Below are 24,758 nucleotides of genomic sequence, written 5' to 3'. Positions count from 1 at the left end.
CTGTTCGACATGTATAAATCATATAAAAATATATATAAAAATATATATAAAAAGAATACGTTAATTGAATTAAAAATTGATATAAATCAATATTTATTGATACTCCCAACATAAAGATACGATGATGATTTACTCTGCTTGACAGAGTATTTTTATCCGGGGCGCGTAATGACGATCTCGAGAGCGAGGGTACAAACCACAACAAAGCGGATTGGGATTTGCTGCCTTTCCCTGATTGCGTTCTGCCTCCATGTTGGTTCTGTCGCGGTAAGAATGAGAGGTTAGTAAAGACCCGATACGATACGGACTACTTATCCAGCCAGTGAATAGAATTGCTGTGCGGGATTCTGATCGACACCACCATCGTCCATCTGCCCCTTGACGATCATGTGCATAACTTCGATGCCGCCCAACAGGATGCGGGCACAACGAAATTTCTTGAATCCAAGCATCGGTCGGGTCCGGCGCTTAATCGCCCGATGATCCTGTTCGATGATGTTATTCAGATACTTTTTCTGGCGGACCTTGATCGGCACATCCCGCGGGGCGTTGATCGCTTGCAAGGCAGCCAGATTCGATCCGCTCCTGTCGATCGTCACGGTCTCGGGTTCGCCATTCTGGTCGATTGCCTTTTCGAAACAGGCCCGGGCTGCAGCCTTGTCCCGTCGGGCTCGCAGCAGAAAATCAACGGTGTTGCCTGCCTTGTCGACAGCCCGATAGAGATACCGCCACTCACCCCTGATTCGAATGTAGGTCTCGTCCATCCTCCAGCTCTTGCCGACCGTCCGTTTGCGCCGTCGAAACTCCTTCTCCAGGACCGGCAACAGCTTGAGTGCCCAACGATGAACGGTCGAATGATCGACCGCAATCCCGCGCTCGGCCATCATCTGTTCGAGATGACGCAGGCTCAGCGGATAGGTCACGTACCACCGAACGCACAGCAACATCACGTCCAGCGGGTAATGCAAGCGTTTGAGTACTTTTCCCACACCCGGACTCAGCTTCTCGGTCATCGATCACGTCACGCATTAAGGCCCGTCGGCATAGCAGACCGACTTATTGCGACAGATCCCGCGCGGGCGGCGGGCCAAGTCGGATCCGCGATGGGAGTCGCGATATTGGGTTCGTTTTTGTCTGGAGCACGCGGCATCAGCAATGTGCTGTTCATCTCAGCTTCCTGGGCTGCCATCGTTACGGCGTCCATTCTTGCGGTCAACGTCTACCTTCTGCTTCGCGCAGGGACCACCCAAACGTCGGGAGTGTCCCGGGCTGACTGAAGATGTGGTCGAAGTGCCTACACTTACAATTTTCCAATCTACCAACGTACATAGGATTACTAATGGAAATCTTGGCAAAAAAAGGAAGCGAATATCGTCACTCCACCATTTCCGGGCAAGGCTCCAAGAACGCCGCCCTCCCGCTACTCATCGCGTCGATTTTCACCGCCAGAAAGACGACACTGAAAAATGGGTTTTGTCGCAATAACGCGGTCAAGTAAAATCCGCCGACGACAACGCATGACAAGCATGATGACAAAGACGAAGACGCCATGCAAGAGGCTGCCCGCTGGCATTGGCAAGGTACTGAAGCGGCTGCACTACCCGCTGGACGTGATCCTGCTGTGCGTCCGGTGGTACGTGGCGTACTCACTGAGCCTACGAAACCTCGAAGAAATGATGGCCGAGCGGGGTATCGAGGTGGACCATTCGAGCGTGCACCGGTGGGTTATCAAGCTGCTGCCGGTGTTTGAAAAAGCATTGCGCAAACGCAAACGGCCTGTCGGCAAGAGCTGGCGCGTCGATGAGACCTATGTCCAGGTCAAAGGCCATTGGAAATACTTGTACCGTGCCGTGGACAAGGCGGGCAACACGGTGGATTTCCTGCTGCGCGCCCATCGGGACAAGGCCGCGGCGCGCCGCTACTTCGAGAAGGCGATTGAACAGAACGGCGAGCCCGAGACAATCACCGTGGACAGGAGCGGTGCCAATCTGGCTGCGCTTGAAGCGCTCAATGCCGAGCGTTTAACGCCGATCAAGGTCCGGCAAAACAAATACCTAAACAACGTCGTCGAGCAGGATCACCGTGCCATCAAATGCATCATCGAACCGATGATGGGGTTCAAGGATTTCCGCTGTGCGCGCATCATCCTGTCTGGCATTGAGATCGCACACATGATCCGCAAGGGGCAGATGTATGACGATGGCGTCGCCTCGACTGCAGCCGAACAATTCTATTCTCTCGTGATGTAAGCAATCCTCTTCACCTTAGGCGCCTGATCGTCGCATCGTCCTTAACGCGACACAACCCCTATCAACAGGGCTTGATTTTGATCAAGCGATGACGAGTTGAAGTCGGCGGTCCTATGCCTTGGTATATAAACTGGCTCAACTAGCGTCTACCTTTCCGGGAGACATTAGCTAGAAAATCGAGTGCCGTACTAGGATTGATTGCTCTATGCATTCATACACCCGCATTAATTGAAGTTCTTCTGATTTTGTAGGCCAGTATCGAAGTGTCATAAAGTTTTGTTTTCAATTCATGGGGATTGACATGTGCAAGAAGCTTAAAAAAGTGATATTCGTTGGTTTAATGGCGGCGACTGTGCTTGTTGGAGCTATGCCTGCAGTCGCAGCGGAAATGGATAGGTGGTCCGACGACTGTTTGTTCCTTGAAATCGGCAAGGGTGATTGGAAGATTTGTTTGTAACGCTGACGGGCTTAGGCGCTGCAGCCCTGACGGATTTGTCAGGTTGACGATAAGCGGCGGCAGAACGAAGGTGATGAAGAAAGCGAGTGGATTTGCCCCATACGTCCGGACACCGCCTCACACTAAGGTTGATGAATCGGTCCTACGTCGGAACTCGCGTGGCGAGCGATATTTCAGCGCGCTATGCGGGTGCTTCTCGTTGTAATGCTCGAACGCGACGGCCAGATTGCGAACAGCGGTCGCTGCATCTGGCTTGGGCATGAAGGCCACGTAGTCGCGCTTCATCGTCTTCACGAAGCTCTCGGCCATGCCGTTGCTCTGCGGACTGCACACAGGCGTCGTGAGCGGTTTGAGTCCAATGCCCGAGGCGAAGGTCCGGGTCTTCTCGGCGATGTAACCCGAGCCGTTATCGCTGAGCCATTCAATTTGCTCTGGCGCTTTCGAAACGTTGCCGAAGCGATGCTCAATGGTCGGCCTTGAACAATCCGCGAAAGCTTATGTGGTAAGGCTTCGAGGCCGAAATGGTGTTGTGGGAATTGCAGGGACCTAGCATATTGATGCCGAAATCCTGCAAATCCTGACGAGGTGCGGATGGGTCCGAAGACGCCTGTGACAGAGGGCGATTTCTTCCGGCAGCCGCTGCGTGAGCAGATCAACCTCAAACATCCGCTGGTCCGACTTGCTGACCTGATCAAGTGGGATCGGCTGGGCATGGCGATGAGCGAGAGCTTCGTGTCGCGCAAGGGACGGCCGGCAACATCACCCAGGCTGATCGCCGGCCTGCTGTATCTGCAGCACGCATTCGATCTGTCGGACGAAGAGGTCGTCTGGCAATGGGTTGAAAATCCTTATTGGCAGGTATTCACAGGCGAGACGTACCTGCAGACCGAACCGCCGATCGATCCGTCGAGCCTGACGCGCTGGCGCAAGCGGTTGGGCGAGGCCGGAGTTGAAGAGTTGCTGGCCGAAACGATCGATGCAGCCAAACGGGCCGGCGTGATCAAGGCCGCGAGCGTGAAGCGCGTGATTGTCGACCCGACCGTCATGGAGAAAGCGATCGCACACCCGACCGATTCGCGGCTCCTTGAACGGTGTCGCGAACATCTGGTGAAGGCTGCCGCGCGGCACGACCTGAAGCTGAGGCAGAACTACAACCGCGAGGCGCCGCACCTGGCGCGTCAGATTGGCCGCTACGCCCATGCGAAACAGTACAAACGCATGAAGAAAGTGCTGCGTACGTTGCGCTCGCGTGTGGGCCGGGTGATGCGTGACGTGGAGCGGCAGATCGACGCGGCCCCCAAAGGCAGCCGCGCGGTCCTGCAGGATCTGATTGGCCGCACAAAACGGATCCTGTCGCAGAAGACAAAGGACAAAAACAAGCTTTATGCACTGCATGCGCCAGAGGTGGAGTGTCTGGCCAAGGGCAAGGCGCGTACGCCGTACGAGTTCGGTGTAAAGGTGTCGATCACGACGACGCACAAGGAAGGGCTGGTCGTTGGCATGCGCTCGATGCCAGGCAATCCGTACGATGGCCACACGCTTGCAGAAGCGCTGGAACAGGCGGCAATCCTGAGCGACGTCACGCCGGAAATCGCCGTCGTGGACCGGGGATACAAGGGCGTAGACCTCGAAGGGGTGAAGATCTACCACCCCGGGGCTGCGGCGAGGCATCACGCGTGGCTTACGTGCGATGATAAGACGGCGCAGTGCGATCGAGCCAGCCATCGGCCACATGAAGACAGATGGCAAACTCGATCGGAACTGGCTGAAGGGGACGCTCGGTGACGCGATGCATGCTGTGCTGTGCGGCGCCGGTCACAACCTGCGAATGATCCTCAGGAAGCTGCGGTATTTTTGCGCCCTCGTTCTTGTCGTGATGTTTGTTCCTGTCGATCAGACCGCGCCCGTCATCTGACGTCAGCATCGGAAAAAACGCTTTATTCAGGGTCGACTCAATGGCCGCCAGCATGACACCACGTACAACGTCGCCGCTATGGCCACCGGTCGTTGCCGCCCAGCTCATGGCTTCGCAGTCACAGCAGTCGAGCGCAAAGGTCACGCGCAGCGGCTCGCCGTTGTCGCAACGAAACTCGAAACCATCGGAGCACCAGCGTTGGTTGCTTCTGGGCACGGCGACCTTGCCATCATGCCGAGGCTGTGGGCGCGGCGGCTTGGGCCTGCGCTCATGCAGCAAGCCATGTTCGCGCATCACGCGATAGACCCGCTTGGCATTGACAGAAGTCGCGCACTGGCGCTCCCGCTCGCTGCGCATTGTGCCCCACACGCGTGTCGGTAACCCCAGCTCGGCAAGCCAGCGATTACGCGCCGGATTTCCTCCACCAGTTCAGCGTCGTCGGTTTGTCGAGCCGTGTGGCCGACCCGCCAATCAGCGGGTCGAGCAAGCTTTGCCGCCACGTTTGAGCGCGCCACACCGAGAACGTCGCAAATCTGCTTCACTGGTCGTCCCCCGGCAACGATGGCGAGCGCGCAATCCATTTTTTGCCCGGCCATACTCCACGGCTTCGCGAAGGATTTCGACTTCGACGGTCTTCTTGCCCAGTAGCCGTTGCAATTCCGGGATTTGCTTGAGCGCGTTGGCCAACTCCGAAGCCGGCACGACTTCTTCGCCAGCGCTGACCGCAGAGAGGCTACCGTCTTGATAGAGCTTGCGCCAATGAAACAGCTGGTTCGGATTCACGCCGTGCTGGGGGTAGCGGCAAGATAACCGCGAATTCCTATCATAAGCTTTTTGGTTATAAAAACACGCCGAATCATTTCGAACTGACCTGGTAACGAACGGGTTTTCTTCGGCTAATCTAAGCGGCCCGCTGCGATCAGGACGACTCGCATGGCCACCATCGAACGCACCGCAGCGTATCCGCGCTTTCCCAAGGTCCTTGCCACGCGGGACCTGCAGGCCTGCTACACGCCCCTGCCCGATCAGTTGGAATGGGCGCGGCGGTCATCCCGGCGCGACCGCCCCCAGCTGGGCCTGCTGGTGCTCCTGAAAGTCTTCCAGCAGATGCATCATTTCCCGTCGCTCGACAGCATTCCGCCGGCCGTCGTCGAGCACGTGCGCGCGGCGGCAAACATCGGTCCCGCAGTACGCTTCGGTCACGACACGCAGGCATCGCCGACGCTGTTCCGGCATTACGCTGCGGTGCGCGAGTACCTCGGTGTCAAGCCGTAGTACGGCACCGACGCGGGCACGATTGCGACGCGCGCCGCACATACTGCGTCACTGTCCATGGACCAGCCGGTTGACATCATCAACGCCACGATCGACGACCTGATCGCGCAGGACGTCGAACTGCCGGCGTTCTCGACGCTGGACCGGATTGCCGAGCAGATCCATGCGAAGACCCAGGCACGGCTTTTCAGGCGGGTCGCAGCACGCCTGACCGATGAACAGAAGCGTGATCTCGATCGCTTGCTGGCCCGCGACTTGTCGAGCCGGCAGAGCGCCCACAACCGCATCAAGCGCCACGCCAGGCGCCCATCCCGGCAGCACTTGGACCTGTTGATTGACCAGATCACCTGGCTCGATGAAATCGGCGGCTTCACCGTCGCACTCGCCGGCGTTCCAGCATCAAAGCTGCGCTCACTGGCCATGCAAGCGATGGCGCTCGACGCGTCCGCTCTCCGGAAAGACACTCTTCCCGACAAACGCTATACACTGATCGTGGCGCTGCTAAATCGCATACGTGTGTGCACCCGCGACGATCTCGCCGACATGTTCGTGCGACGTATGGGTGCGATCCGTAAGCGCGCGAGCGACGAACTGGAGATCGTTCAGCGCAGGCAGCGTGAGAAGGTCGAGGATCTCGTGGTCCTGCTCGGCGGTGTCGTCGACATCGTTGCTGACGAGGCCGACGAAAAGACGATCGCCCAGTCCATACGACAATGGCTTGCACCGAAAGGCGACCTCGAACCGCTGCGCGAAAGCTGTGCTGAGATCCGCGCATTCAGCGGCCGCAATTACCTGCCGCTGCTCTGGAAGCATTTCCGGGCGCACCGTTCGGTCCTCATGCGTCTCGCCCGCGCGCTTCAATGGGACTCCACGAGTCAGGTGCGCACGCTGCTCGATGCTCTCGATGTGGTGCTGGAGAGTGAAACATTGCATCGCGAATGGATCGACGCCAGTGTCGACCTGAGTTTCGCAGCGGCACGCTGGCGCAAGCTTCTGCGCCGCGCACACGGTGAAGGGGCGCCGACCAACCGGCGCTATCTCGAGCTGTGCGTATTCTCGTATATGGCGGAGGAGCTGCGCGTCGGTGACCTGTGCGTGTCCGGGTCCGATGCCTACGCCGATTATCGCGATTATCTGCTGCCGTGGCGGCAGTGTGAGCAGAAGTTGCCTGACTACTGCGCGAAAGTCGGCCTGCCGGAAACGGGCAGCGAATTCGTCGCTCAACTGCGTCAGTGGTTGACCGACGCGGCGCGCAAGCTCGACGACGAGTATCCGCGCAAGCGCGAACATGTCACGATCGACCAGAAAGGCGAGCCGGTCCTGCGCAAGACCATTGCCAGGGAAATTCCGGCCAGCGCGATCGCCCTGCAGGAGCGGATCAATGCACGGCTGCCGACCCAGGTTGTGTGGAAATGCCTAGAAAGCGGCATGTACGACGCAGCGGCATCACACCGATCGGCGTGTTTAACTGTTTTTACAATCGATCCCACAACAACAAATTATTAGATGGCTCCAAGGCTTTGTACGCGTTTATTCACGTTTTGATTTGCGTTACTGGATTTATGCACCCGCCAACCGCATAGCTTTCATGGCCCTCCTGAATCCCAGGATTCTCAGCACTCGCATCAGATTGTAGGCAAGTACATTCAAGCTCATCTCAGTACCCACGTTTGGCAATCTGCGTGTCAGGAAGTGCGTGTAACCCATCCAATGCTTGAACGTCCCGAAGACATGTTCAACTGTCCGCCGGCGTATTGTCATTGCCTCCGGGGTCTTGTCGAGTCGACGTTGGACTCCTTCCAGTACCGATTCATGCTCCCATCGGCTAATTCTCCGATACTTACTCGGGGTACAACGAGATCTCATCGAGCATTGGGGACAGGAACTGCTCCAGTAGCGGCGCAATTGCATGCCATGTTCTTCTCCGGTGAAGCGGTAAATTGCACGCTCGCCAGCGGGACATTGGTATTCGTCGTCCCGCGCAATGTAGATAAAGTCGGCCCGGTCAAATCGACCATGGGCTTTCGCGCTTGATGTTGTGGGCTTCGGCAGCATTACTGCGATGCCGACATCTGCGCATGCTTTGATCTGGGGAGCATTGTAGTAGCCACGATCAGCGACTGCCCGTAGTCTGGTTCTGCCCATAGCGTCGCGTGCAGCTTGCGCCATGGGACTAAGCTGCGCCCGGTCGCTGCCAGAATTGGTGACCTCGTGAGCAACAATGAGATGGTGCTTAGCATCTACGGCCACTTGTACGTTGTAGCCCACCATTCCTGATCCCTTGCCGCTCGTCGCCATAGATCGTGCGTCAGGATCGGTCATCGAGAGTTGGCCATCAGGCTGTGACTTGAGTTGCTCCTTGATCTGCTCGAGGTTTCGCATCTGTTCGCGCAAACGCTCGATCTTGTCCTTCAACCTAGTTGTCTTTGCTTCCAGTTCTGCCGGTTGCGTGCGATCTGCGGTCTCCAGCGCATTCAGATAACGCTGGATGCTCTCTTCGATCTGCTTCTGGCGCTTATCAACCTTGCCTTCGGTGAAGTTACGATCGCGTGTATTGACTGCCTTGAACTTGCTGCCGTCGATGGCGACCAGTGCTTGCGAGAACAGCTTCAGTTCACGGCACAGCATCACGAAACGGCGGCACACGTTGCGAATGCCTATGCCGTTGTCGTGACGGAAGTCAGCTATGGTCTTGAAGTCGGGCGCCAGGCGACCCGTGAGCCACATTAACTCAACGTTACGTTGACATTCACGCTCAAGACGGCGACTCGACTGAACACGGTTCAGGTAGCCGTAGATATAGATCTTCAAAAGGACTGCGGGATGATAGGACGGGCGACCTGTAGTCGACGGCATTGCTCCATCGAAACCCAGTGATGCAAGGTCAAGCTCTTCAACAAACGCCTCGATAATCCTAACCGGGTTGTCCTCTGCGACGAAGTCATCCAGGCACTCTGGAAGCAGTGTCACCTGCTTGCGATCTTCACCTTCTATAAATCGCTTCATCCGGTCACCCATGCTTAATGAGTTAATCCAGTTTAGGTGATCAACATGTTTTCACACAAGCTCGACCCGCAACGTGCTCGACGTTCTCGCGAACATTGAGCACTGGACGCATTTTACCCGGCGCTTTGGACCGTTGTCCGGAATCGATCCGCAGATACGCAAGCCGGCCGAGGTATTTGCTGACGATTTTCGGGATAGGCTGCAATCTGGGTCCGACCCAGGCGGCACGCCATCTCGATACCGACGTGACGGCGCACATGCTGTCATTCGTGAACCGTCGGCACATGAGTCTGGACAAGCTCGAGGCCGCGCAGCGCGAGTTGATTGAACTGTGCCTGCGGCTCGATCTGCCAGAAACACTGGGGCGACGGCAAAACGGTCGCTGCCGACGGCACGCAGTGCGACTTCTTCGACAACAACCTGCTGGCCGGCTATCACTTCCGCTACCGAAAAATGGGCGCAGTCGCGTACCGGGATGTCGCCGGTAACTACATCGCAGTGTTCCGGCATTTCATCCCGCCGGGCGTCTGGGAAGCGATCTATGTAATCGAAGGACTCCTCAAGGCGGGCCTGTCCGTCAAGGCCGACACTGTGCATGCGAATACGCAGGGACAATCAGCCGCCGTGTTCGCGTTCACCCATCTGCTCGGCATCAAGCCGATGCCCAGAATCCGCAACTGGAAGGACGTCGTATTGTACCGTCATGACAGCGACGCTAAGTACAAGCTTTTCGCGGCGACCATCGACTGGGTGCTGATCGAGCGGCACCGGCAGGAACTCATGCAGGTGGCGCTGTCGATCCAGACTAGAACGATCTCTTCGCCGCTGCTGCTGCGCCGCCTTGGGTCCGAGAGCCGCACGAACCGTCTCTATCTCGCTGCACGCGAACTCGGCAAAGTCGTACGCACGGTCTTTCCGCTTGAATGGATCGGCAGCCGGGAACTGCGCCAGGACGTGACGGCAAACACCAACAAGATAGAGTCCTACAACGGCTTCGCGAAGTGGCTATCGTTCGCCGGTGATGTGATCGCGGAGAATGAACGGGAAGAGCAGCAAAAACGGCTACGCTACAATGACCTCATTGCATCGACCGTGATCCTGCAAAACACGGTGGACATGATGCGGGCCCTGCGCGACATGGTGACCGCCGGCGAGAAGGTCCGCGCCGAGGACATTGAATTCGTGAGCCCGTATGCGCACCCACAACATTCGCCGCTTCGGGCGCTACCGGCTGCATCTGGAACGCCCGTCCGAAGCTTGGCTTAACGATGCCCTGTTTGGTAGGGCGTCCCGGCCTGACGACGAAATGAGGTAACACAGGATGAGTGCAAGAGCAGCGGTAGCCACCACGCCGTACGGTGAGGTCGATGCCGCCGCACTGGACGCGCTGCAGGCGCACTATGACACGACGCGGGTGCTCGATGCGGTGGATACACTCGACGAACTGCGCACAGGCCTTAACGATCCGGAAGGCCTGCGGGACGATCTGCTTCACGTGCATGGCATGGCGCATGCACTCGTCAATGGTGCGAACTTCGCGGCAATAACCCGGGACGCGTCGATTGTCGAACAGATCGAGGTCGTGCTCGACCAGATCGATCACTATGTCGCCGGGCTTTTATCGATCCGGGATGTGCTGTGCCCGCTCGAAGCTCTACGCCATGAAGATCTGGCTGGTCCGGATCGCGATTGAGCTTGCAGCGAATCTCTCCCGGTACGTATCCGTCACGGGGACGTGGGGTGTGCCTCGAGCCAGCGGTTATGGCGCAGGCAATGCGTTGACCGGTAGTTCCTGCTTGCCCGCGCCTGGCGTCGCGAGTGCCGATTCGATGCGGTGCTGCGCGAACGGATCGGCCGCGTCGATGTAGCGCATCGCGGAACGCACGTCTTTCTAGCCAACGTACTGCATCAGCATTTTCAGATCCCAGCCGTTCGAGTTGGCCCACGTTGCGAAGCCCCGCCGTAGTGAGTGGCTGCTGTAGCTGTCCGGGGCGGCCAGGTCTGCCGCGTAAAAAAGCGCACGCAACAGCGGCATGAAGCTGCCCCCATGCAGTCCCTCGTCGCTGATGTTTCCCCTGCGGTCAATGCTCCGGAACACGGGCCCTTCCGTCCGGCCGGACGCCGCAATCCACGCCTCGTAAGCCGTCACCGGACACAGGCGTGAAAGCGCCGGGGCCTTGAAGGTCGTGCCCAGCTGCGCGCGGTCGCGTTTCGTGCGCGGCAGGTACAGCGTCATGCCGCGGCCAGCCTCAACGGCTACGTGCTCGATCCGCAGCCGACTGAGTTCGTCGGAACGAAAGCCGCGCCAGAAGCCCAGCAGCACCAAGGCCCGGTTGCGAATGCACGCGAGGCGCTCGCGCTCGTCTGCTTGTCCGACGATCTGCTCATCGAGCTAGGCTGTGAGCTTTTCGAGCTGCGCGAGCTGCATGGGCTTCGCCCGCTTCTTGGTTGCGGGATGCAGCGCGACGATGCCTCTGAGGACCTTGCGCACATGCGGGGCTTTCGTCGGATCCGGAAAACCTTGCGTCTGGTGCCATTGCGCAAGTGCTGCAAGCCGCGAGCGCAGGGTATTGATAGACAGGGTTTCTGCGTGATCGGCAAGGTACCGCGCGATCAAGTCAGCGCTCGCGGGCAGAAAGCTGCCCCACTCAACCTCGAAATGCTGGAGTGCGGACTGGTAACTGCGCCGCGTCTTTTCGCGCGTCGCGGCTTGGACGTTCAGGTCGCGAGCGAGCGCATGTGCGCTCAGGCCATCGCTTTGGCGCACCGAGCCAGTTGGCGTTCGAGGACGGATTCGGCTGACTCGCCGACCAGTTCCCGGTAGGTAGCAGGCGCAGTCGCGCCTTCTGTACTGACGAGCAATACGCGGGAAGCGCCATCAAGGCCAACTTGCCTCGCCAACTGCTGGTTCTGCAGCAATACCATGAGCCCAGCGAGACCTGCTACACCCGACTCGCCGGCAACGATGGGTGCGTCTACATCGCTGCCTGCCGCCAAAATGCGCATGGCGTGCACTGCATCATCATCGCTGATCGTCATGAATGCATCGACGCCAGGCTGCAGAAACCTCCATGCTAGCGGCGATGTTTCACCACATGCGAGCCCTGCCATCACGGAGTCGACGGTTCCCGTCGCACGCGCGGCGCGTCCAGCCAATGCGCTCTGACACAGACAGTCTGCCTGCTGTGGTTCGACCACGACGAATCGCGGGCGATGTTTACCATGGAATTCCCAAAGGTAACTGACTAATCCTGCCGCGAGTCCGCCGACACCGCCCTGAAGAAACACATGTGTGTAAGCCGGCTGGTTCGGTTGACTATCGCTCTGCTCGACAATCTCTGCCGCAATCGTTCCGTAGCCTTGCATCACGTCACGCGGGATGTCTTCATAACCGTCGTATGACGTATCGGATACAACGTGCCAGCCGTTCAGAGAAGCTAAGCGAGCCGCCTCTTTAACCGATTCATCGTAGTTTCCGGTGATCCGGATAATCTCCGCACCGTACGCTGCGATAGCCTTCTCGCGCTCGACGCTGACATTGGCGTGCAGCACGATCACGCAACGGCATCCCAGCGTCTGCGCGGCGGCAGCCAACCCCTTTCCATGGTTGCCGTCCGTAGCGCTAACCACCGTGAAATGCGTCAGCAGATCCCGATAGCAACCTTCGAAGAGGCCACGAGCGTCCAGATCATGGTTCGACCAAAGCCGCTGGATCAGGCGCACCAGTGCAACTGGCGCACCCAATGCCTTGAAGCTACCCAGTACGGAGCGCGCCGACTCGTCCTTGATGCTGATGCTGTCGATCTTGAGCTTGGCGGCCAGCCCGGGCAACCCACGCAAGGGCGTTCGCCCGGGCGAAATCTTGTCCCAGCAGGAAAGCCAGGCACGACTTTCCTGAGCTTTCCCGATACTGAGAGTCTGTTTCAACTCACCGGGATACGAGGTGCGCGTTGCGCGTGGATTAACTACCAGCATGACCGTGATACTCCAGTAATAATGATGGGAATTGGCGACCCGATATCTATCACTTCTCTGCGAGACGCCTGAGCACGACATCCATCAGCACGTTGGCGCCATCAATGAGCTGATCGTGTTCGCGAGGGTTGTGGCTGATGCCGCCGCGGCTCGGTACGAATCATCGCGGCCGGCGCGATGCGCTCGATCATCTGGATGTCATGGGCGGCGCCCGACGTCATCGACGGATAATGGCCGAACGTCTGGTCCGGTTTCGAGCCGGTCGTATTCGATGCTGCACTGGCAAATGCGATCGAAGCTTCGGCGGAGCGCCTAGGCTTCACGGATCGAACCGGACCCAGCTCGATGTGCAGTTCGAGACATTCGTGCAGAACGACTGCGCCGGGCTCTAGGTCACCTGGCATAGCCAATCCGCTTGAGTTCATCGCCAAGGCGGGTGCCGTCGATGCCAACTGTATCCAGCGCTCCTTCAATGGACAGTCCGCCAGCGAAAACCAGCGAGCCCATCATGTCTGGCTGATAGCGGATGCCTTCCTCGCTGGTGGAGGCGCCGATAATGATCGAACGCTGCGGCTTGATGCCTGCCTGACGGAATGCTCTCGCGACTGTAAGCCAAGCCAGTACGCCGTAACACCCATCCAGCGTTCCGGCATTTTCAACGGGGTCGATGTGGAACCCCGTAATCAGCGGACGCTGGCTGCCGTCATCTGATTCGGAATGCAACGTGCGGAAAATATTTCCGAGGTGGTCGACGCGGACATCAAGGCCCATCTCATGCATCCATCTGACGACAAGATCGCGACCGGCATGTTCATCGTCAGTGAGAGCGATGCAAGTCCGTCCACCTACCTCGCGATCGACGTCCAGTTCGCCGAGTTGATGTAGTTGCCGAAGCTGGCCTGCGCCATCAAGTTTCAGGGACGAAGATACAGAGGTATTCATTTATGTCCCATCAATTTTTGGCTACACGGCAACTCGAGCCGCGCGATCTCGGCAAAATACCGGGAGCCTGTCAGAAGGATTCCGTCATTGAAATCGTAGGTGGCGTTGTGCAACGGCGTGCCGCCGTCGCCCATCGACTCGCCGTTGCCTATAAACATGAAGTTGCCCGGAACGACCTGCAGGAACGCGCCAAAGTCTTCCGAAATCATCATTGGCTGAACATTGGCATCGACGGCATCGACTCCCGCGACATTGCGCGCCGCCTTGACAGTGACGTCTACGTATTGCTCCGAGTTCACAGTCGGAGCGAATTCGTGTGTGTAATCAAAAGTGCAGTCGGCTCCGTGAGTACGGCAAATGCCTTCGCATACTTCACGCATTCGAGTCTCGAGCAGAGTCTGGACGTCGCGCGAATAGCTTCGCGTATCGCCCTTGACGATGACATTCGACGGAATGACGTTTCTCAAGCCATCAGTGATGAATTCCGTGCACGAAATCACTGCCTGCAAACTCGGGTCGAGATTGCGCGATACGACAGTCTGCAGCGCCATGACGATCTGTGATGCGATGACGATCGGGTCCACCCCCATGTGCGGACGTGCGGCGTGTGTGCCCCGCCCCTTGACATGAATGACAAAGTTGTCTTCACTCGCCATGATGCCGCCTGGACGCGTTGCAAACGTTCCTGCGCGCATACCTGGCATATTGTGCGCGCCAAAGATGGCATTGACCGGAAACCGTTCGAACAGGCCGTCGGCCATCATCGCCTTCGCACCGCGACCATGCTCTTCTGCCGGTTGAAAGATGAAGCGCACGGTGCCGTTGAAATCGCGCCGTTCAGCAAGGAGTCGCGCTGCCCCCAGTATCATCGACATATGCCCGTCGTGTCCGCACGCATGCATTTTTCCGGCGCTGCGCGAAGCATGCGCCCTATCGGGTGCCTGCTCCGCGATGTTCAGCGCATCCATATCGGCGCGTAGGCCGATAGCACGTTTCCCCTCTCCGACCGTCAGATTGGCAACGAGTCCAGTGCCACCGATGCCACGGTGCACCTCCAGTCCAAGCGTCCTGAGAATGTTCGCCACATAGTCAGACGTATTGACTTCCTCGAAGCCAGTCTCGGGATGTTGGTGCAGATACTGGCGCCAGCTCTTGAGCTGGTCTTGCAGCGTGCTTTCCATTGTCGGACGTCCTTGCTGATGAGGTTCGTGGAATGGTCATGTTGGTCACGGAAATAATATTCCTCGTACATATAGAAAAAATCTCTAGACCGACGCCCCTCATGCAAAAATATCTCTTTTCGAAGCTTTTAGCCGAAACGCCATGACACTCAGCCTGGACGACTTTGACCTCAAGCTATTGATGGAAGTCCAACGCGACGCGCACATTCCTCAGAACGAACTGGGCGCACGCGTCAACCTGTCTACGGCCGCCGTCAATCGCAGGTTGCGACGGATGTCGGACGAAGGCGTCATTCGCAACTACGCTGCTATCGTCGCGCCCGAAAAGGTCGGCTATCCGCTGACGATCGTCGCGACGGTTGAGGTCGAGAGCGAGCAGATCCATCTGCTCGATTCGATGAAGCGCACTTTCGCACAATGCCCGGAAATCCAGCAGTGCTACTACGTCGCGGGAGAATGGGACTTCGTGCTGCTTCTGACGGTCCGCAACATGGATGAGTACACGGCCCTCACGCGGCAACTGTTCTTCTCAAACAACAACGTCAAACGCTTCAAGACGCTGGTGAGCATGAACAACGTGAAGGTGGGGCTCGGTGTACCCGTGGCTCCCGAGGGAGGTTGAGGCCGTCAACGCACGACTGACTTGTCGGTCCAGTCGCCCTGATCAAATTGGCGCACGGTAATTGCGCCGTTACGGATATCCCCTTTCTCATCAAACTGGATGGGGCCTGTCACACCGTCCAGCTTCGAAGCCCGCAGCTTCGGGAGATACAATTTAGGATCTGTCGATCCAGCGTCCTGCATTGCCTCCGCCATCGCAAGCACCGCGTCGTAGGCATACGGGGCATATAACTGCACGGGAACACCGAACCGCTGCTGATAGCGTTTGAAGAATTCGGGTCCTTGGGGCATCTTTGCAGGCGGTACGCCCGCCAGGGTGCAGTAGACGTCCTTGTCCATCGAAGACCCGGCCAATTTGATGAACTGGGGCGTGCACGCTTCGTCGCCGGCAATGAACTTCACCCTCAAGCCAAGCTTTTGCGCCTGCTGCACGAACACCGCTGCTTGCGTGTCGCCACCCGTGAAAGCAATACCTTCTGGCTGACGGCTCTTGATGGTGGTGAGAATCGCCATCCAGTTCGTTGTCTTGTCGGTGCCGTATTCGCGAGCGACCACGCTGCCGCCGGCGGCCTTGACTGACTTTTCGACCTCGTCGGCAAGACCTTGACCGTACGCCGTGCGGTCATCGACGATGGCGATCTTGCGCGCACCCAGATTGCGGACCAGATACGCGCCGATGACTGCGCCCTGTCTCACATCATTCGCAACCATACGGAACACGTTCGTGAAACCTTGCTGCGTGAGCTTCGGATTGGTTGCCGATTCGGTAATCATCGGGACGCCTGCATCCGAGTAGATCCTGGAAGCAGGTATCGATGTCCCGGAGTTCGCGTGACCAACGACGCCGGCCACGCCATCATCCACCAGCTTCTGAGCGACGGTTACCGCCGTTTTGGGATCGGCCGCATCGTCCTGGGAGTCGAGCACGAACGTAACGTTTTGCCCACCTATCCGAATCTTTCTGCTGTTCAGATCTTCGATCGCCAGCCGCACACCGTTTTCGTCATCCTTTCCGATGTGGGACAACTCGCCGGTGAGCGGGGAAACCTGCCCGATCTTTACCGTCAAATCCGCGTGAGCCGCGAGAGGTTGCAGGACAAGCGTCAAAGTCGCGAGACATATCAGTGGCCGGGATGATTGCATGGTCGTACTCTCGATAGATTGGCTGGGAATCGGATCGACAGAACCTACGACCCGTTGGGCAAGCAACATTGCGCTGACCTGTAACTATCCTAATGACGAGAGCCGGTAGCCGAAATCAGTCACGGTGACACTTCTGCAAATTACTATCGAAATACGGGCACGTTTCGATATCTTTTCCCGTCGCCCACTTCCTGGGCAGCGCCACTTTCCGGCAGCCTGAGCTTTCGCGCCGCTATCAAGCTGAGATGCACCTGGCCCATTTCCCGCGGGGCCGGACATCTTGCTACGACGTGCACGAATCAAATCGAGCAGGTAAGCCCCCATCGTCCCAGATGGCCTGTCCCGTGTTGTACGCCGCGCCGCCCGACGCGAGAAACGCGACCGTTGCCGCGATCTCTGCGCTTGTGCCCTACCGGTGCATCGGAACGCTTTAACGACGCTCTTCGGTAGCGGGAAGACTGTCAATCTGTTGATAATGGCGCCCGCGCTGTTTCTTCATGTGCGGCACGACGAGGCGGGTGGGTCGAGCCACGTTCTGGAAGTATGTGTCGATTCCCTGATGCCACTGCTCATCGGAGAGCTCGAGGAGCGCAGCCCTTGGACCGTACTCTGCGCTGTTGACGCTGCTGCCCATCTTGAGACGAAACGCATACACGAACGCCGAGGTCGAGCCGTAGCCCCATCGCGGTACGAGTCACGCCCATCCCGCTGCCGAGCAGTTCGATCGCCCTCACCATCCTGATCCGCCGGCACTACGGCCGCAAGCTCATGCCGGTCTCGCTGACGAACCGCCGTGCCAGCGCACAGGCCGACACGCCCAGCACGCGCCCCCAATCGTCCGGGCCGCGCGGGTCTGCCGTGTCCGCTTAAAGCGTCTCGCAAAGCGTCGGGAGCGCGCAATCTCTGGGCCATGGCAATGCCGTCGGGTGTGGCCGGGAACGCCGAAGCTGCTCGAGAATCAGAGCACTGATCCGACCGGCGTAGCCATCGTCTTGGTGTCACTTCGATGCCTGCCGCTTCAACGATCAGTGCCTTCAGCAACGGCGAAACCGCGAACACCATCGGTGTCGTGCCTGCGAGCGCGGTGCCGGTCTCCTCCGTGATCCAGAGACTGCAACACTGGACGCCGAGCCGTGAACCGATCTTGGCCGAAGGCCCGTCGGCAACCATACGGCTTGCTCGGGAGAAATCCCGGGCGAGCCGCCCTCCGATATCACAGTCAACGCGCCGGATGTCGCATAGACCATCTAATGCCAGTGATGAGAGAGCTCGGGGAAAAAGTGACGCGCCGGATGAACTGCGCGCGGACCGTGAGCCGCGCTGGCGGCTTGGCGTCGACCGGAGCCTCGATTATTTTCGAGTTCATAGCGCGTGCCCGAAATGTTGGCAGATAATCGACACATGGCGACAAGTAGTCGAATTTCTGCCACACAGAAACCGGGTTTAATGAATGTCTCACATACTGAACCGCTACGCGGCCGGCCGCAGACGATAGCCGAGCCATTGCTAACGAATTTCTGGAGTATCCGATTTATGGGCCGCCTTGACCGCTACGACCTGCCGCTTTCAACGACTTCCGACCTCGCTGCAGAGCGATACCGAACCGGTGTCGATCTCCTGCTGTCGTTGTGGCCAGGTGCCGGGGAAGCACTGGACGAGGCGATCGCCGCCGACCCGGACTTCGCCCTCGCGCATGCCGCACGAGCACGCCTGCATGCGATCAGCGCACAGCCGTCCGAAGCTCGCGCAAAGATTGTCAAGGCGCTCGATCTCGTCGCTAGGAACGGGACCGAGCGCGAGCGCACCCACGTTAACGCGCTGTCGCTCGCCATTCATGGACAGTCGGCCAAGGCGCTCGCGGCGGTGCTGGTGCACACGGACCGCTGGCCGCGCGACATCGTCATCCTGTCGATGCCGCTGGGCGCGTTCGGCCTTTTCGCCTTCTCCGGAATGGCCGACCACGATCAGGCACGCGTCGACCTGTGCGAGCGTCATGCCAAACACTTCGATGCCGACGACTGGTGGTTCCTCACCTATCGCGGCTGGGCACACGGCGAAAACGGCAACCTTCGGCTCGGACGCACGCTGACGCAACGCGCGCTGCAATTGCGGCGACACAATGTGAATGCGGCGCACGCGGTCGCACACGTGTTGTACGAGTCCGGTGCAAACGAAGAGGCGCAGGAGTTCATCACCGGCTGGCTCCCTGAGTACGACAAAACGGGCGTGCTGCACGGCCACATCGCATGGCATAGCGCGCTCATCGCGCTCGAGCTCGGGGACATCGAGCGCGCCCTCGCGGTCTATAACGACCATGTCGCGCCGGCCTCGTCGCAGGGCACGCCGATCAATATTGTCAGCGACACCTCGTCGTTTCTATGGCGCCTGCATGCGTACGGCCACACAGTTCCGGCGGGAATGTGGGACGACGCGGCGAAATACGCGTCGAATTTCTTCCAGGACGTGGGCTTTCCGTTCGTTGACTTCCATATGGCGCTGGTAGCCGCGGCGAGCGGCAACGGCGAGGCTGTCGAGCAACGGGTTGCTGTCCTCCACAAGCTCATCGAGGACGGAAAGCTTTCGGCTGGCCCGGTGGTACCGGCGATCTGCCGCGCGTCGTTGGCCTTTGCTGAAGAAGAGTACGCGCTTGCCGCGGAGATCCTGGCGCCGGTTGCGCGAGAGGTTGTGCGGATCGGCGGAAGCGGCGCGCAGCGCGAAATCGTCGAAGACATGCTGCTGGTTGCATTGATGCGAAGCGGCGAAGCCGCGAAGGCTCACGCGATCCTCAACGAACGGCTGCAGCGTCGCCCTTCTCCGCGCGACACGCGCTGGCTCAATCAACTGCTCAGTCCCCAGACGTCGCTGGCGAATTGATGAGATGACGGGGTGGAATGCGAAAGCTGGTCGTCGACGGGATAGGTCCGGTCGCTGAGATCTCGATCGCGCCACTGTTCGGCACGGCACTGTGGTTCAGCGCGAATAGTACTGCCGGAAACCTGGTGAACATCTGGCACATCAGCGCGGCCGACATCGGCCGGCTGGCGAGCGCGATGCAACTTGGGTTCATCCTCGGCACCTGCGTCGTTTCGCTGAGCGGCGCCGTCGATCGGATCGCGCGAGCCGAATTTTCGTTTGCAGCGCGCTCGCCGGAGCATTGTTCAACCTGGGCTTCGCGTGGCTGGCGATGGATCTCGTGAGTGCTGCGCTGTTACGCTTTGGCGTCGGAATCTGCCTCGCCTGCATCTACCCGATGGGGACGAAGCTGATCATCGGCTGGGCAACCGATCGCACCGGGCAGGCGCTCGCCCAGCTAGTCGGAATGCTGATTCTCGGCAGTTTGCTGCGAGCATGTGATGCGCGTGCTGGGCACGGTCTTCCCATGGCAACTGATCATTTCCGCTTCCTCGCCGCTTGCTGTCGGTGGGGCCGCTATTGTCGGCGTGCTTGACGATGGACCGCACTCGGTCGTGTCGAGCGGCTCGGCAGGCATGATGGATACACCGGCGGCATCGCCGCCCTCTGTGCTCGGCGCGTTTTGCATCGGTGGGTTCTGGGCCGCGACGCTGGGCTATTTCGGGCATATGCGAGAGCTCTACGCGTTCTGGACTGAGGTGCCGCTGCTCATTTCCCACACGTCGTTGGCAACCGGCTTTCCGGGGATCAGTGTTTCGGCGATGCCATTCGCCGTGACCGGCATTGGCGCATTGAGCTCCATGCTGAGTGGTGTTGCGTCGCGTTACCTTAGCAGTGCAAAAGTGGCGACATGTGCACTAGTGGTATCTGGACATGCAACGAGGTTTTGTGACCGCTGGGAACCCGATCGGACGAAAAGCCGACAAGTCGGACAGCTCGCCGTAGCTGCGGACGTTTTTGAGGATCGACCGGTGCGGCTTCCATCGAGGAACAGCGATTCCGGATAGATTTTTTGCAAGCCACGGGGAGTCAAGAGCAGAGGTAGCAAAATTCGGGCAGACCATAGATTCCAGAATTGCTTTGACATCTCATCTGGCCCTCACCTACCGCTGGGACAGATTGCAGGTCCATTTTCAGGCGAAGCAAGTCTTTCATTTTGCGAATGGTCGTCCGGTGGGCCGGCGTCATCGGTGTCCCCAAAAAGTAGCCACCATAACCGACGGCCGATAGAGCCGTCCGCAGTAACGCTGGACGAAACCGCGCCTTTCATATCGAACATGCATTTCGGTGAGGTGAACTGCGGTTTCGGAGCACCGAACACCGATCGTGGAATCCCTCGAAACCGTTCGACTTCAAGCGAAACGGCTACTCACTTTCCTCCCGAAATCCAGTTTGACTTTGACCGAAATCCGTGTTTGGCTTCGCCGAAATACGCACTCGCCCCGCTTAGCAAAGGTAAACGGGATTTGTGTACCGTCCTCGGTTGTTTGGAGTCGATATCGGCAAGCGTGATCGCGGCTCGCAACGACGTCTGTATCGGTCGGACGAAAAACGCGGCCACCATGTCGGAAACAACCATCGTTAGGTTTGCCTGAACGGACAGGATGTCCGTTCAGGCGTTCATCAATCGCGTCCCGTATTACGGACAATTGCCGATGACATAGTATCCGGCAGACGTCTGCGCCAGCGTGTTCGAATAAAAGACGTTGTCCAGCCCCATACTCTGGTTCGACCCGTTCGCATAGGCCGTGCCGCCGGAATCATGCGCTCGGCTCGCTTGTACATGTGCATAGTTAGTGGTCGTCGTCTCGGTGCACACGAAGCTCGATTGCGTCGTCGCCGAGACTGACGACGATTGGGCGCTCTCACCCGCATTTGGATCGATTTCGGTCACGGTGTAGGAATAGGTCGTCCCAGCGATCAACCCTGAATCGGTATAGCTGGCAGATGCGGACGAGCTCACCTTGCTTCCGTTGCGATAGACGTTGTAGCTGGTGGCATTTGCAACGGCATTCCACGAGAGAGAAACGGTCGTCTGTGTTGTTCCCGACACTGCGAGGCCGCTCGGTGCGGAGCCTGACGGTGCAGGCCCCGACGCCGCGCGGAGGTTATTCTTGACCCAATAGTCCATCAGGAATGTCGGATAGTTGATGTGGGTTGCATCCACGTAGTTCGCGTTGTTGCCGCCGGTTCCGGACGGCCATGCGTGCGACATGCCGGAAACTGAGATCTCGTGCGTCCGAACCTTTCCGCTGCTGTCGGAATACGGCGTGTTCGTTCCGCCGCCCTGAATCGTCACCTTCGCCCCTTGGGTAAAGGTGCCGCCGTAGAGGATTCGAAAAGTGGCAGTGTCGAGTGGGCCGTACGCCTGCGCGACCGTGTAATCCGATGTCCCCCAGACCGCGCCGGCGATCTGCGTTGAGAATTTGCCGACGTTCGATCCTGCCCATGCCCTGCACTGGTTCGCCGCGGTCGTAGCCGTATAGCCGCTTGGCACATAACCGATCTGCGCCGTGGTCGTTCCAGGCGGCGGCCCGGCATTGATACCGATTCCGGCGAAGATGTCGGGGGCAATGCAACCCAGCACCATCGTCATGCCACCGCCCGAGGAGAGGCCCGCGACGTACACCTGATTGGGATCGATCGCGTACTGCGAATTGGAAACGAAGCGGTTCACTAGATCCAGCAGCACACCGACATGCCCGGTACCGCGGCTCGGGGACGTGTTCGCATAATCCCAGCAGTGGTTGCTATAAACGTTGCCGGTCGCGTTCGGCGCCAGAATGATCGCGCCGTACTGATCTGCAATTGCTTTCCAGTTGAAACCGGCCGCACTGCTGCTGTTGATCACGTCGCCGGACGCGGTCTGCAGACAACCGTGCAGCACAAGTATCAGTGCCCGCTGGCCATTGGGAGTGGTGGGCTGGCTCGCCGGCCAATAGTAATAGCCGGTCAGGTTGCCGCCATTCACCGAATCTGTGGCCCAGATCTGCTGCCCACTCCAGGTTCCGGGTCCGGGCGTGACCGCGGCCAACGCAGGAGTCGTCGCCAGCGCGACGAAGAAGCCAACAATCCATCGTCTTTGGGGTCGTGAGAGCGGTTGCATAACGTCTCCTTTAGTTGTATGGACACTGCTGTCGAGAGGCAAGCACCCCGGGACGTGGGGGCATTTAGACTCGATGGGATGATTGGTTCGCGATGCGAAGTGACAATTCGCCATCTTCGCCGAGAAGCAAACGGACAGAACCGCCGCCCCTAGCACCGCCGCGAACCACAAGCAGCGTCCATGCCATGCCCATTGTGGATACGGCATCGCGCCAGCGGAGCCACGTAACCGTCGGGCACGGCGCGTCCCTCAACGCTCAAAGACCGCTCTCCCATCCTTTTCCGCCACCCCTATGCAGCCCGACATTGAGGAATCCACACTTCATTTCCGGAAATGCGCTAGCACCAGCCACAGAACTGGATTGGTAGGGGAAATCCCACTCCCGCGCGGATCCACAACTTGAGACACTGCTCGCCTTCGCCTCTGGTCCGAGACGGTTCATAGCAAGCTGGACCGGGCGGCGCTGTCACACGAGGAGAAGATCCGAATGGCAACCGAGGTCGGCACAATCCTGAGCGACTACAGCTATGTCTGGCGGCGCGCTGTGCGTTCGCTCTTCGACACCCTCATTAATTCAAGCGAGGGCACCCTGATCGTCGACCGACAGGCCAAAGTCGTCTGGATCAGTGAGAAATATGCTGCTCACTTCGGCTTTGCCGATCCCAAGATTGCAATTGGTCTCGATTGCGAGACCGTTGTCCCAAACAGCCTCATGCGAGAAGTCGTCAAAACAGGAAAGCCCATTCTGCTCGACATACTTGAAACCGAGCGCGAACCTTTCATCGTGACGAGATTGCCACTGAAGGATGACAACGGCGCCACCATAGGCGCCATCGGCTTTGCCCTCTTTGGACAACTGAAAGCACTCACACCGCTCTTTAGCCAGTACTCGCGCTTGCAAGCAGAGCTCATCGCGACGCGACACGCGTTAGCACACACACGGCGGGCCCGATACAGCCTGTCGAATTTCGTCGGCACGAGCCCTGCCAGCATGGAAGTGAAGCGCCTCGCGCTACGCGCAGCCCAGGTCGATTTTCCCGTCCTTTTACTCGGTGAAACGGGTACCGGTAAGGAATTGATCGCCCACGCGATACATGGGGAATCGGCACGCGCCGACAAGCCATTTGTCGCCGTGAACGTCGCGGCAATTCCCGATTCGCTGCTCGAAGTCGAGCTGTTCGGCGCCGCCGCAGGCGCGTACACCGGCGCCGATCGCAAGGGCCGCGTGGGTAAGTTCGAACTGGCTAGCGACGGCACGCTTTTCCTGGATGAGATCGGAGACATGCCGCTTTCGCTCCAGAGCAAGCTCCTACGCGTGCTGCAGGAAAAGGAATTCGAGCCGCTTGGCTCGAATCGCGTGGTAGCGACCAATGCGAGAATCATTGCAGCGACTTCCGTCGCGCTTCCCGAGCTCGTCGCCGCCCGCCGCTTCCGCGCCGACCTCTACTATCGGCTTAACGTGCTCGTCATCCGAACACCACCGTTGAGAAAGCGTGCGCACGATATCGCCGCACTTTCGGACATGATCCTCGATGAGTTAGTGGCACACCACCATATCGGCCGCCCAGAACTCAGTGAAGATGCACTACAACTGCTTCGTGAGCACGCGTGGCCGGGCAATGTGCGTGAATTGCGCAATACGCTCGAGCGGGCCGTGATATTTTCCGATCACCAGTGCATCGACGCCAACTTGCTGGTTGCGTTCGTCAACGACATCGACTCGACGCTCTCCGCTCCAGAATTTGCCCGCGAACACGGTGAGGCCCGTGACGCGGACATCAATGAAGCAAGTTACGAGAACGCGATGCGGATGTTCGAGAAGCGGTTTCTCGGTGCCGCACTGCGATGCGAGGGCGGATGCGTATCAAAGGCGGCCGCACGGATCGGGATCGGACGCGCGACCTTTTACAAGAAAATGGCCGCGCTCGGGATCTGACGTCGATCGACGCTAGCCGCTGCGTGCGTGCCTGCCGAG

19 protein-coding genes and 5 pseudogenes are annotated in these 24,758 nt (G+C 58.7%); 11 read left to right on the top strand and 13 right to left on the bottom strand.

Annotated features, from left to right (window positions below; genetic code table 11):
* Window positions 1-311: 311 nt before the first annotated feature.
* Window positions 312-1,013 (bottom strand): IS6 family transposase, encoded by a 702-nt coding sequence (locus GCT19_RS35180; protein ID WP_026229095.1) that lies wholly within the window; start codon window positions 1,011-1,013, stop codon window positions 312-314.
* Between the two features lie 326 nt (window positions 1,014-1,339).
* Between GCT19_RS35180 and GCT19_RS42990 the strand changes: the two genes are divergently transcribed.
* Complete coding sequence (locus GCT19_RS42990; RefSeq protein WP_176137971.1) at window positions 1,340-1,498, top strand: hypothetical protein; 159 nt, start codon at window positions 1,340-1,342, stop codon at window positions 1,496-1,498.
* Between the two features lie 28 nt (window positions 1,499-1,526).
* Complete coding sequence (locus GCT19_RS35175) at window positions 1,527-2,249, top strand: IS6 family transposase (RefSeq protein ID WP_152854484.1); 723 nt, start codon at window positions 1,527-1,529, stop codon at window positions 2,247-2,249.
* Between the two features lie 574 nt (window positions 2,250-2,823).
* On the opposite strand, the pseudogene GCT19_RS35170 reads toward GCT19_RS35175, so the two are convergent.
* A pseudogene (locus tag GCT19_RS35170) lies at window positions 2,824-3,171 on the bottom strand (integrase core domain-containing protein); the annotation flags it as partial.
* Between the two features lie 126 nt (window positions 3,172-3,297).
* On the opposite strand from GCT19_RS35170, the gene GCT19_RS35165 reads away from it, so the two are divergent.
* Window positions 3,298-4,491: an IS5 family transposase gene (locus GCT19_RS35165; protein ID WP_051106769.1), complete on the top strand. Its 1,194-nt coding sequence runs from the start codon at window positions 3,298-3,300 to the stop codon at window positions 4,489-4,491.
* Between the two features lie 148 nt (window positions 4,492-4,639).
* Here the strand turns inward: GCT19_RS35165 and GCT19_RS35160 are convergent.
* Window positions 4,640-5,419: pseudogene (locus GCT19_RS35160) on the bottom strand (IS3 family transposase); the annotation flags it as partial.
* Window positions 5,420-5,554: 135 nt separating this feature from the next.
* On the opposite strand from GCT19_RS35160, the pseudogene GCT19_RS35155 reads away from it, so the two are divergent.
* A pseudogene (locus GCT19_RS35155) lies at window positions 5,555-7,297 on the top strand (DUF4158 domain-containing protein); the annotation flags it as partial.
* A gap of 159 nt (window positions 7,298-7,456) precedes the next feature.
* Here the strand turns inward: GCT19_RS35155 and GCT19_RS35150 are convergent.
* Complete coding sequence (locus tag GCT19_RS35150) at window positions 7,457-8,902, bottom strand: IS1182 family transposase (protein WP_026228897.1); 1,446 nt, start codon at window positions 8,900-8,902, stop codon at window positions 7,457-7,459.
* Window positions 8,903-8,969: 67 nt separating this feature from the next.
* On the opposite strand from GCT19_RS35150, the pseudogene GCT19_RS35145 reads away from it, so the two are divergent.
* Together GCT19_RS35145 and tnpC are read left to right on the top strand one after the other, a co-directional pair.
* Window positions 8,970-10,217: pseudogene (locus GCT19_RS35145) on the top strand (transposase); the annotation flags it as partial.
* Between the two features lie 6 nt (window positions 10,218-10,223).
* The gene (gene tnpC / locus GCT19_RS35140; protein ID WP_018436491.1) at window positions 10,224-10,595 is read left to right on the top strand and encodes a Tn3 family transposase post-transcriptional regulator TnpC; all 372 of its coding nucleotides are present in this window, start codon (window positions 10,224-10,226) and stop codon (window positions 10,593-10,595) included.
* 66 nt (window positions 10,596-10,661) lie between these two features.
* On the opposite strand, the gene GCT19_RS44480 is transcribed toward tnpC, so the two are convergent.
* From GCT19_RS44480 to GCT19_RS35120, 6 genes are all read right to left on the bottom strand, one after another.
* On the bottom strand, window positions 10,662-10,787 hold the full coding sequence (locus GCT19_RS44480; RefSeq protein ID WP_018436490.1) for a hypothetical protein: 126 nt from the start codon (window positions 10,785-10,787) through the stop codon (window positions 10,662-10,664).
* A gap of 6 nt (window positions 10,788-10,793) precedes the next feature.
* The gene (locus tag GCT19_RS43765) at window positions 10,794-11,225 is read right to left on the bottom strand and encodes a tyrosine-type recombinase/integrase (RefSeq protein ID WP_265102393.1); all 432 of its coding nucleotides are present in this window, start codon (window positions 11,223-11,225) and stop codon (window positions 10,794-10,796) included.
* 69 nt (window positions 11,226-11,294) lie between these two features.
* Complete coding sequence (locus GCT19_RS43760) at window positions 11,295-11,669, bottom strand: hypothetical protein (RefSeq protein WP_018436488.1); 375 nt, start codon at window positions 11,667-11,669, stop codon at window positions 11,295-11,297.
* Window positions 11,648-12,877, bottom strand: a complete 1,230-nt coding sequence (locus GCT19_RS35130) for a diaminopropionate ammonia-lyase (RefSeq protein ID WP_018436487.1) — start codon at window positions 12,875-12,877, stop codon at window positions 11,648-11,650. Before GCT19_RS35130 ends, GCT19_RS43760 begins: the two co-directional genes overlap by 22 nt.
* Window positions 12,878-13,270: 393 nt before the next feature.
* Window positions 13,271-13,648, bottom strand: a complete 378-nt coding sequence (locus GCT19_RS45110; protein ID WP_018436485.1) for a M20/M25/M40 family metallo-hydrolase — start codon at window positions 13,646-13,648, stop codon at window positions 13,271-13,273.
* Window positions 13,649-13,815: 167 nt separating this feature from the next.
* Window positions 13,816-15,000 carry a M20 aminoacylase family protein gene (locus GCT19_RS35120; RefSeq protein WP_018436483.1) on the bottom strand — a complete coding sequence of 395 codons (1,185 nt, stop codon included), beginning with the start codon at window positions 14,998-15,000 and terminating at the stop codon, window positions 13,816-13,818.
* Window positions 15,001-15,142: 142 nt separating this feature from the next.
* On the opposite strand from GCT19_RS35120, the gene GCT19_RS35115 reads away from it, so the two are divergent.
* Entirely contained in the window at window positions 15,143-15,622 is a 480-nt protein-coding gene (locus tag GCT19_RS35115) for an Lrp/AsnC family transcriptional regulator (protein ID WP_018436482.1), read from the top strand.
* A gap of 5 nt (window positions 15,623-15,627) precedes the next feature.
* Here GCT19_RS35115 and GCT19_RS35110 read toward each other — a convergent pair whose 3' ends face one another.
* Together GCT19_RS35110 and GCT19_RS43750 are read right to left on the bottom strand one after the other, a co-directional pair.
* Window positions 15,628-16,764, bottom strand: coding sequence for a branched-chain amino acid ABC transporter substrate-binding protein (locus GCT19_RS35110; protein ID WP_018436481.1), 1,137 nt, complete (start codon window positions 16,762-16,764; stop codon window positions 15,628-15,630).
* 283 nt (window positions 16,765-17,047) lie between these two features.
* Window positions 17,048-17,386: pseudogene (locus GCT19_RS43750) on the bottom strand (SDR family oxidoreductase); the annotation flags it as partial.
* 911 nt (window positions 17,387-18,297) lie between these two features.
* Between GCT19_RS43750 and GCT19_RS35100 the strand changes: the two are divergent.
* The 3 genes from GCT19_RS35100 (at window position 18,298) to GCT19_RS42980 (ending at window position 20,684) form a co-directional block, all read left to right on the top strand.
* Window positions 18,298-19,638 (top strand): tetratricopeptide repeat protein, encoded by a 1,341-nt coding sequence (locus tag GCT19_RS35100; RefSeq protein ID WP_018436479.1) that lies wholly within the window; start codon window positions 18,298-18,300, stop codon window positions 19,636-19,638.
* A 17-nt stretch (window positions 19,639-19,655) separates the two neighbouring features.
* Window positions 19,656-19,961 (top strand): hypothetical protein, encoded by a 306-nt coding sequence (locus tag GCT19_RS42985; protein ID WP_026228895.1) that lies wholly within the window; start codon window positions 19,656-19,658, stop codon window positions 19,959-19,961.
* Window positions 19,962-20,117: 156 nt separating this feature from the next.
* Window positions 20,118-20,684 (top strand): hypothetical protein, encoded by a 567-nt coding sequence (locus tag GCT19_RS42980; RefSeq protein WP_176137860.1) that lies wholly within the window; start codon window positions 20,118-20,120, stop codon window positions 20,682-20,684.
* A 632-nt stretch (window positions 20,685-21,316) separates the two neighbouring features.
* On the opposite strand, the gene GCT19_RS35090 is transcribed toward GCT19_RS42980, so the two are convergent.
* Window positions 21,317-22,783 (bottom strand): extracellular catalytic domain type 1 short-chain-length polyhydroxyalkanoate depolymerase, encoded by a 1,467-nt coding sequence (locus GCT19_RS35090; RefSeq protein ID WP_051106766.1) that lies wholly within the window; start codon window positions 22,781-22,783, stop codon window positions 21,317-21,319.
* A gap of 487 nt (window positions 22,784-23,270) precedes the next feature.
* On the opposite strand from GCT19_RS35090, the gene GCT19_RS35085 reads away from it, so the two are divergent.
* A complete protein-coding gene (locus GCT19_RS35085; RefSeq protein ID WP_018436476.1) occupies window positions 23,271-24,719 on the top strand; it encodes a sigma-54 interaction domain-containing protein in 1,449 nt (482 codons plus the stop codon).
* The last annotated feature ends 39 nt before the right edge of the window (window positions 24,720-24,758 follow it).

The sequence above is a fragment of the Paraburkholderia atlantica genome, from assembly GCF_009362785.1.
Lineage (GTDB): Bacteria > Pseudomonadota > Gammaproteobacteria > Burkholderiales > Burkholderiaceae > Paraburkholderia > Paraburkholderia atlantica.
The sequence above is the reverse complement of the archived record's forward strand: the minus strand, read 5'-3'. Positions and strand labels throughout refer to the sequence as shown.

Excerpts from the sequence above, each read along its gene's own strand:
- GCT19_RS35180 (WP_026229095.1), bottom strand. The coding sequence starts at position 1,013 with ATGACCGAGAAGCTGAGTCCGGGTGTGGGAAAAGTACTCAAACGCTTG.
- GCT19_RS42990 (WP_176137971.1), top strand. The coding sequence starts at position 1,340 with ATGGAAATCTTGGCAAAAAAAGGAAGCGAATATCGTCACTCCACCATT.
- GCT19_RS35175 (WP_152854484.1), top strand. The coding sequence starts at position 1,527 with ATGATGACAAAGACGAAGACGCCATGCAAGAGGCTGCCCGCTGGCATT.
- GCT19_RS35165 (WP_051106769.1), top strand. The coding sequence starts at position 3,298 with ATGGGTCCGAAGACGCCTGTGACAGAGGGCGATTTCTTCCGGCAGCCG.
- GCT19_RS35150 (WP_026228897.1), bottom strand. The coding sequence starts at position 8,902 with ATGAAGCGATTTATAGAAGGTGAAGATCGCAAGCAGGTGACACTGCTT.
- tnpC (WP_018436491.1), top strand. The coding sequence starts at position 10,224 with ATGAGTGCAAGAGCAGCGGTAGCCACCACGCCGTACGGTGAGGTCGAT.
- GCT19_RS35130 (WP_018436487.1), bottom strand. The coding sequence starts at position 12,877 with ATGCTGGTAGTTAATCCACGCGCAACGCGCACCTCGTATCCCGGTGAG.
- GCT19_RS45110 (WP_018436485.1), bottom strand. The coding sequence starts at position 13,648 with ATGGGCCTTGATGTCCGCGTCGACCACCTCGGAAATATTTTCCGCACG.
- GCT19_RS35120 (WP_018436483.1), bottom strand. The coding sequence starts at position 15,000 with ATGGAAAGCACGCTGCAAGACCAGCTCAAGAGCTGGCGCCAGTATCTG.
- GCT19_RS35115 (WP_018436482.1), top strand. The coding sequence starts at position 15,143 with ATGACACTCAGCCTGGACGACTTTGACCTCAAGCTATTGATGGAAGTC.
- GCT19_RS35110 (WP_018436481.1), bottom strand. The coding sequence starts at position 16,764 with ATGCAATCATCCCGGCCACTGATATGTCTCGCGACTTTGACGCTTGTC.
- GCT19_RS35100 (WP_018436479.1), top strand. The coding sequence starts at position 18,298 with ATGGGCCGCCTTGACCGCTACGACCTGCCGCTTTCAACGACTTCCGAC.
- GCT19_RS42985 (WP_026228895.1), top strand. The coding sequence starts at position 19,656 with ATGCGAAAGCTGGTCGTCGACGGGATAGGTCCGGTCGCTGAGATCTCG.
- GCT19_RS42980 (WP_176137860.1), top strand. The coding sequence starts at position 20,118 with ATGCGCGTGCTGGGCACGGTCTTCCCATGGCAACTGATCATTTCCGCT.
- GCT19_RS35090 (WP_051106766.1), bottom strand. The coding sequence starts at position 22,783 with ATGCAACCGCTCTCACGACCCCAAAGACGATGGATTGTTGGCTTCTTC.
- GCT19_RS35085 (WP_018436476.1), top strand. The coding sequence starts at position 23,271 with ATGGCAACCGAGGTCGGCACAATCCTGAGCGACTACAGCTATGTCTGG.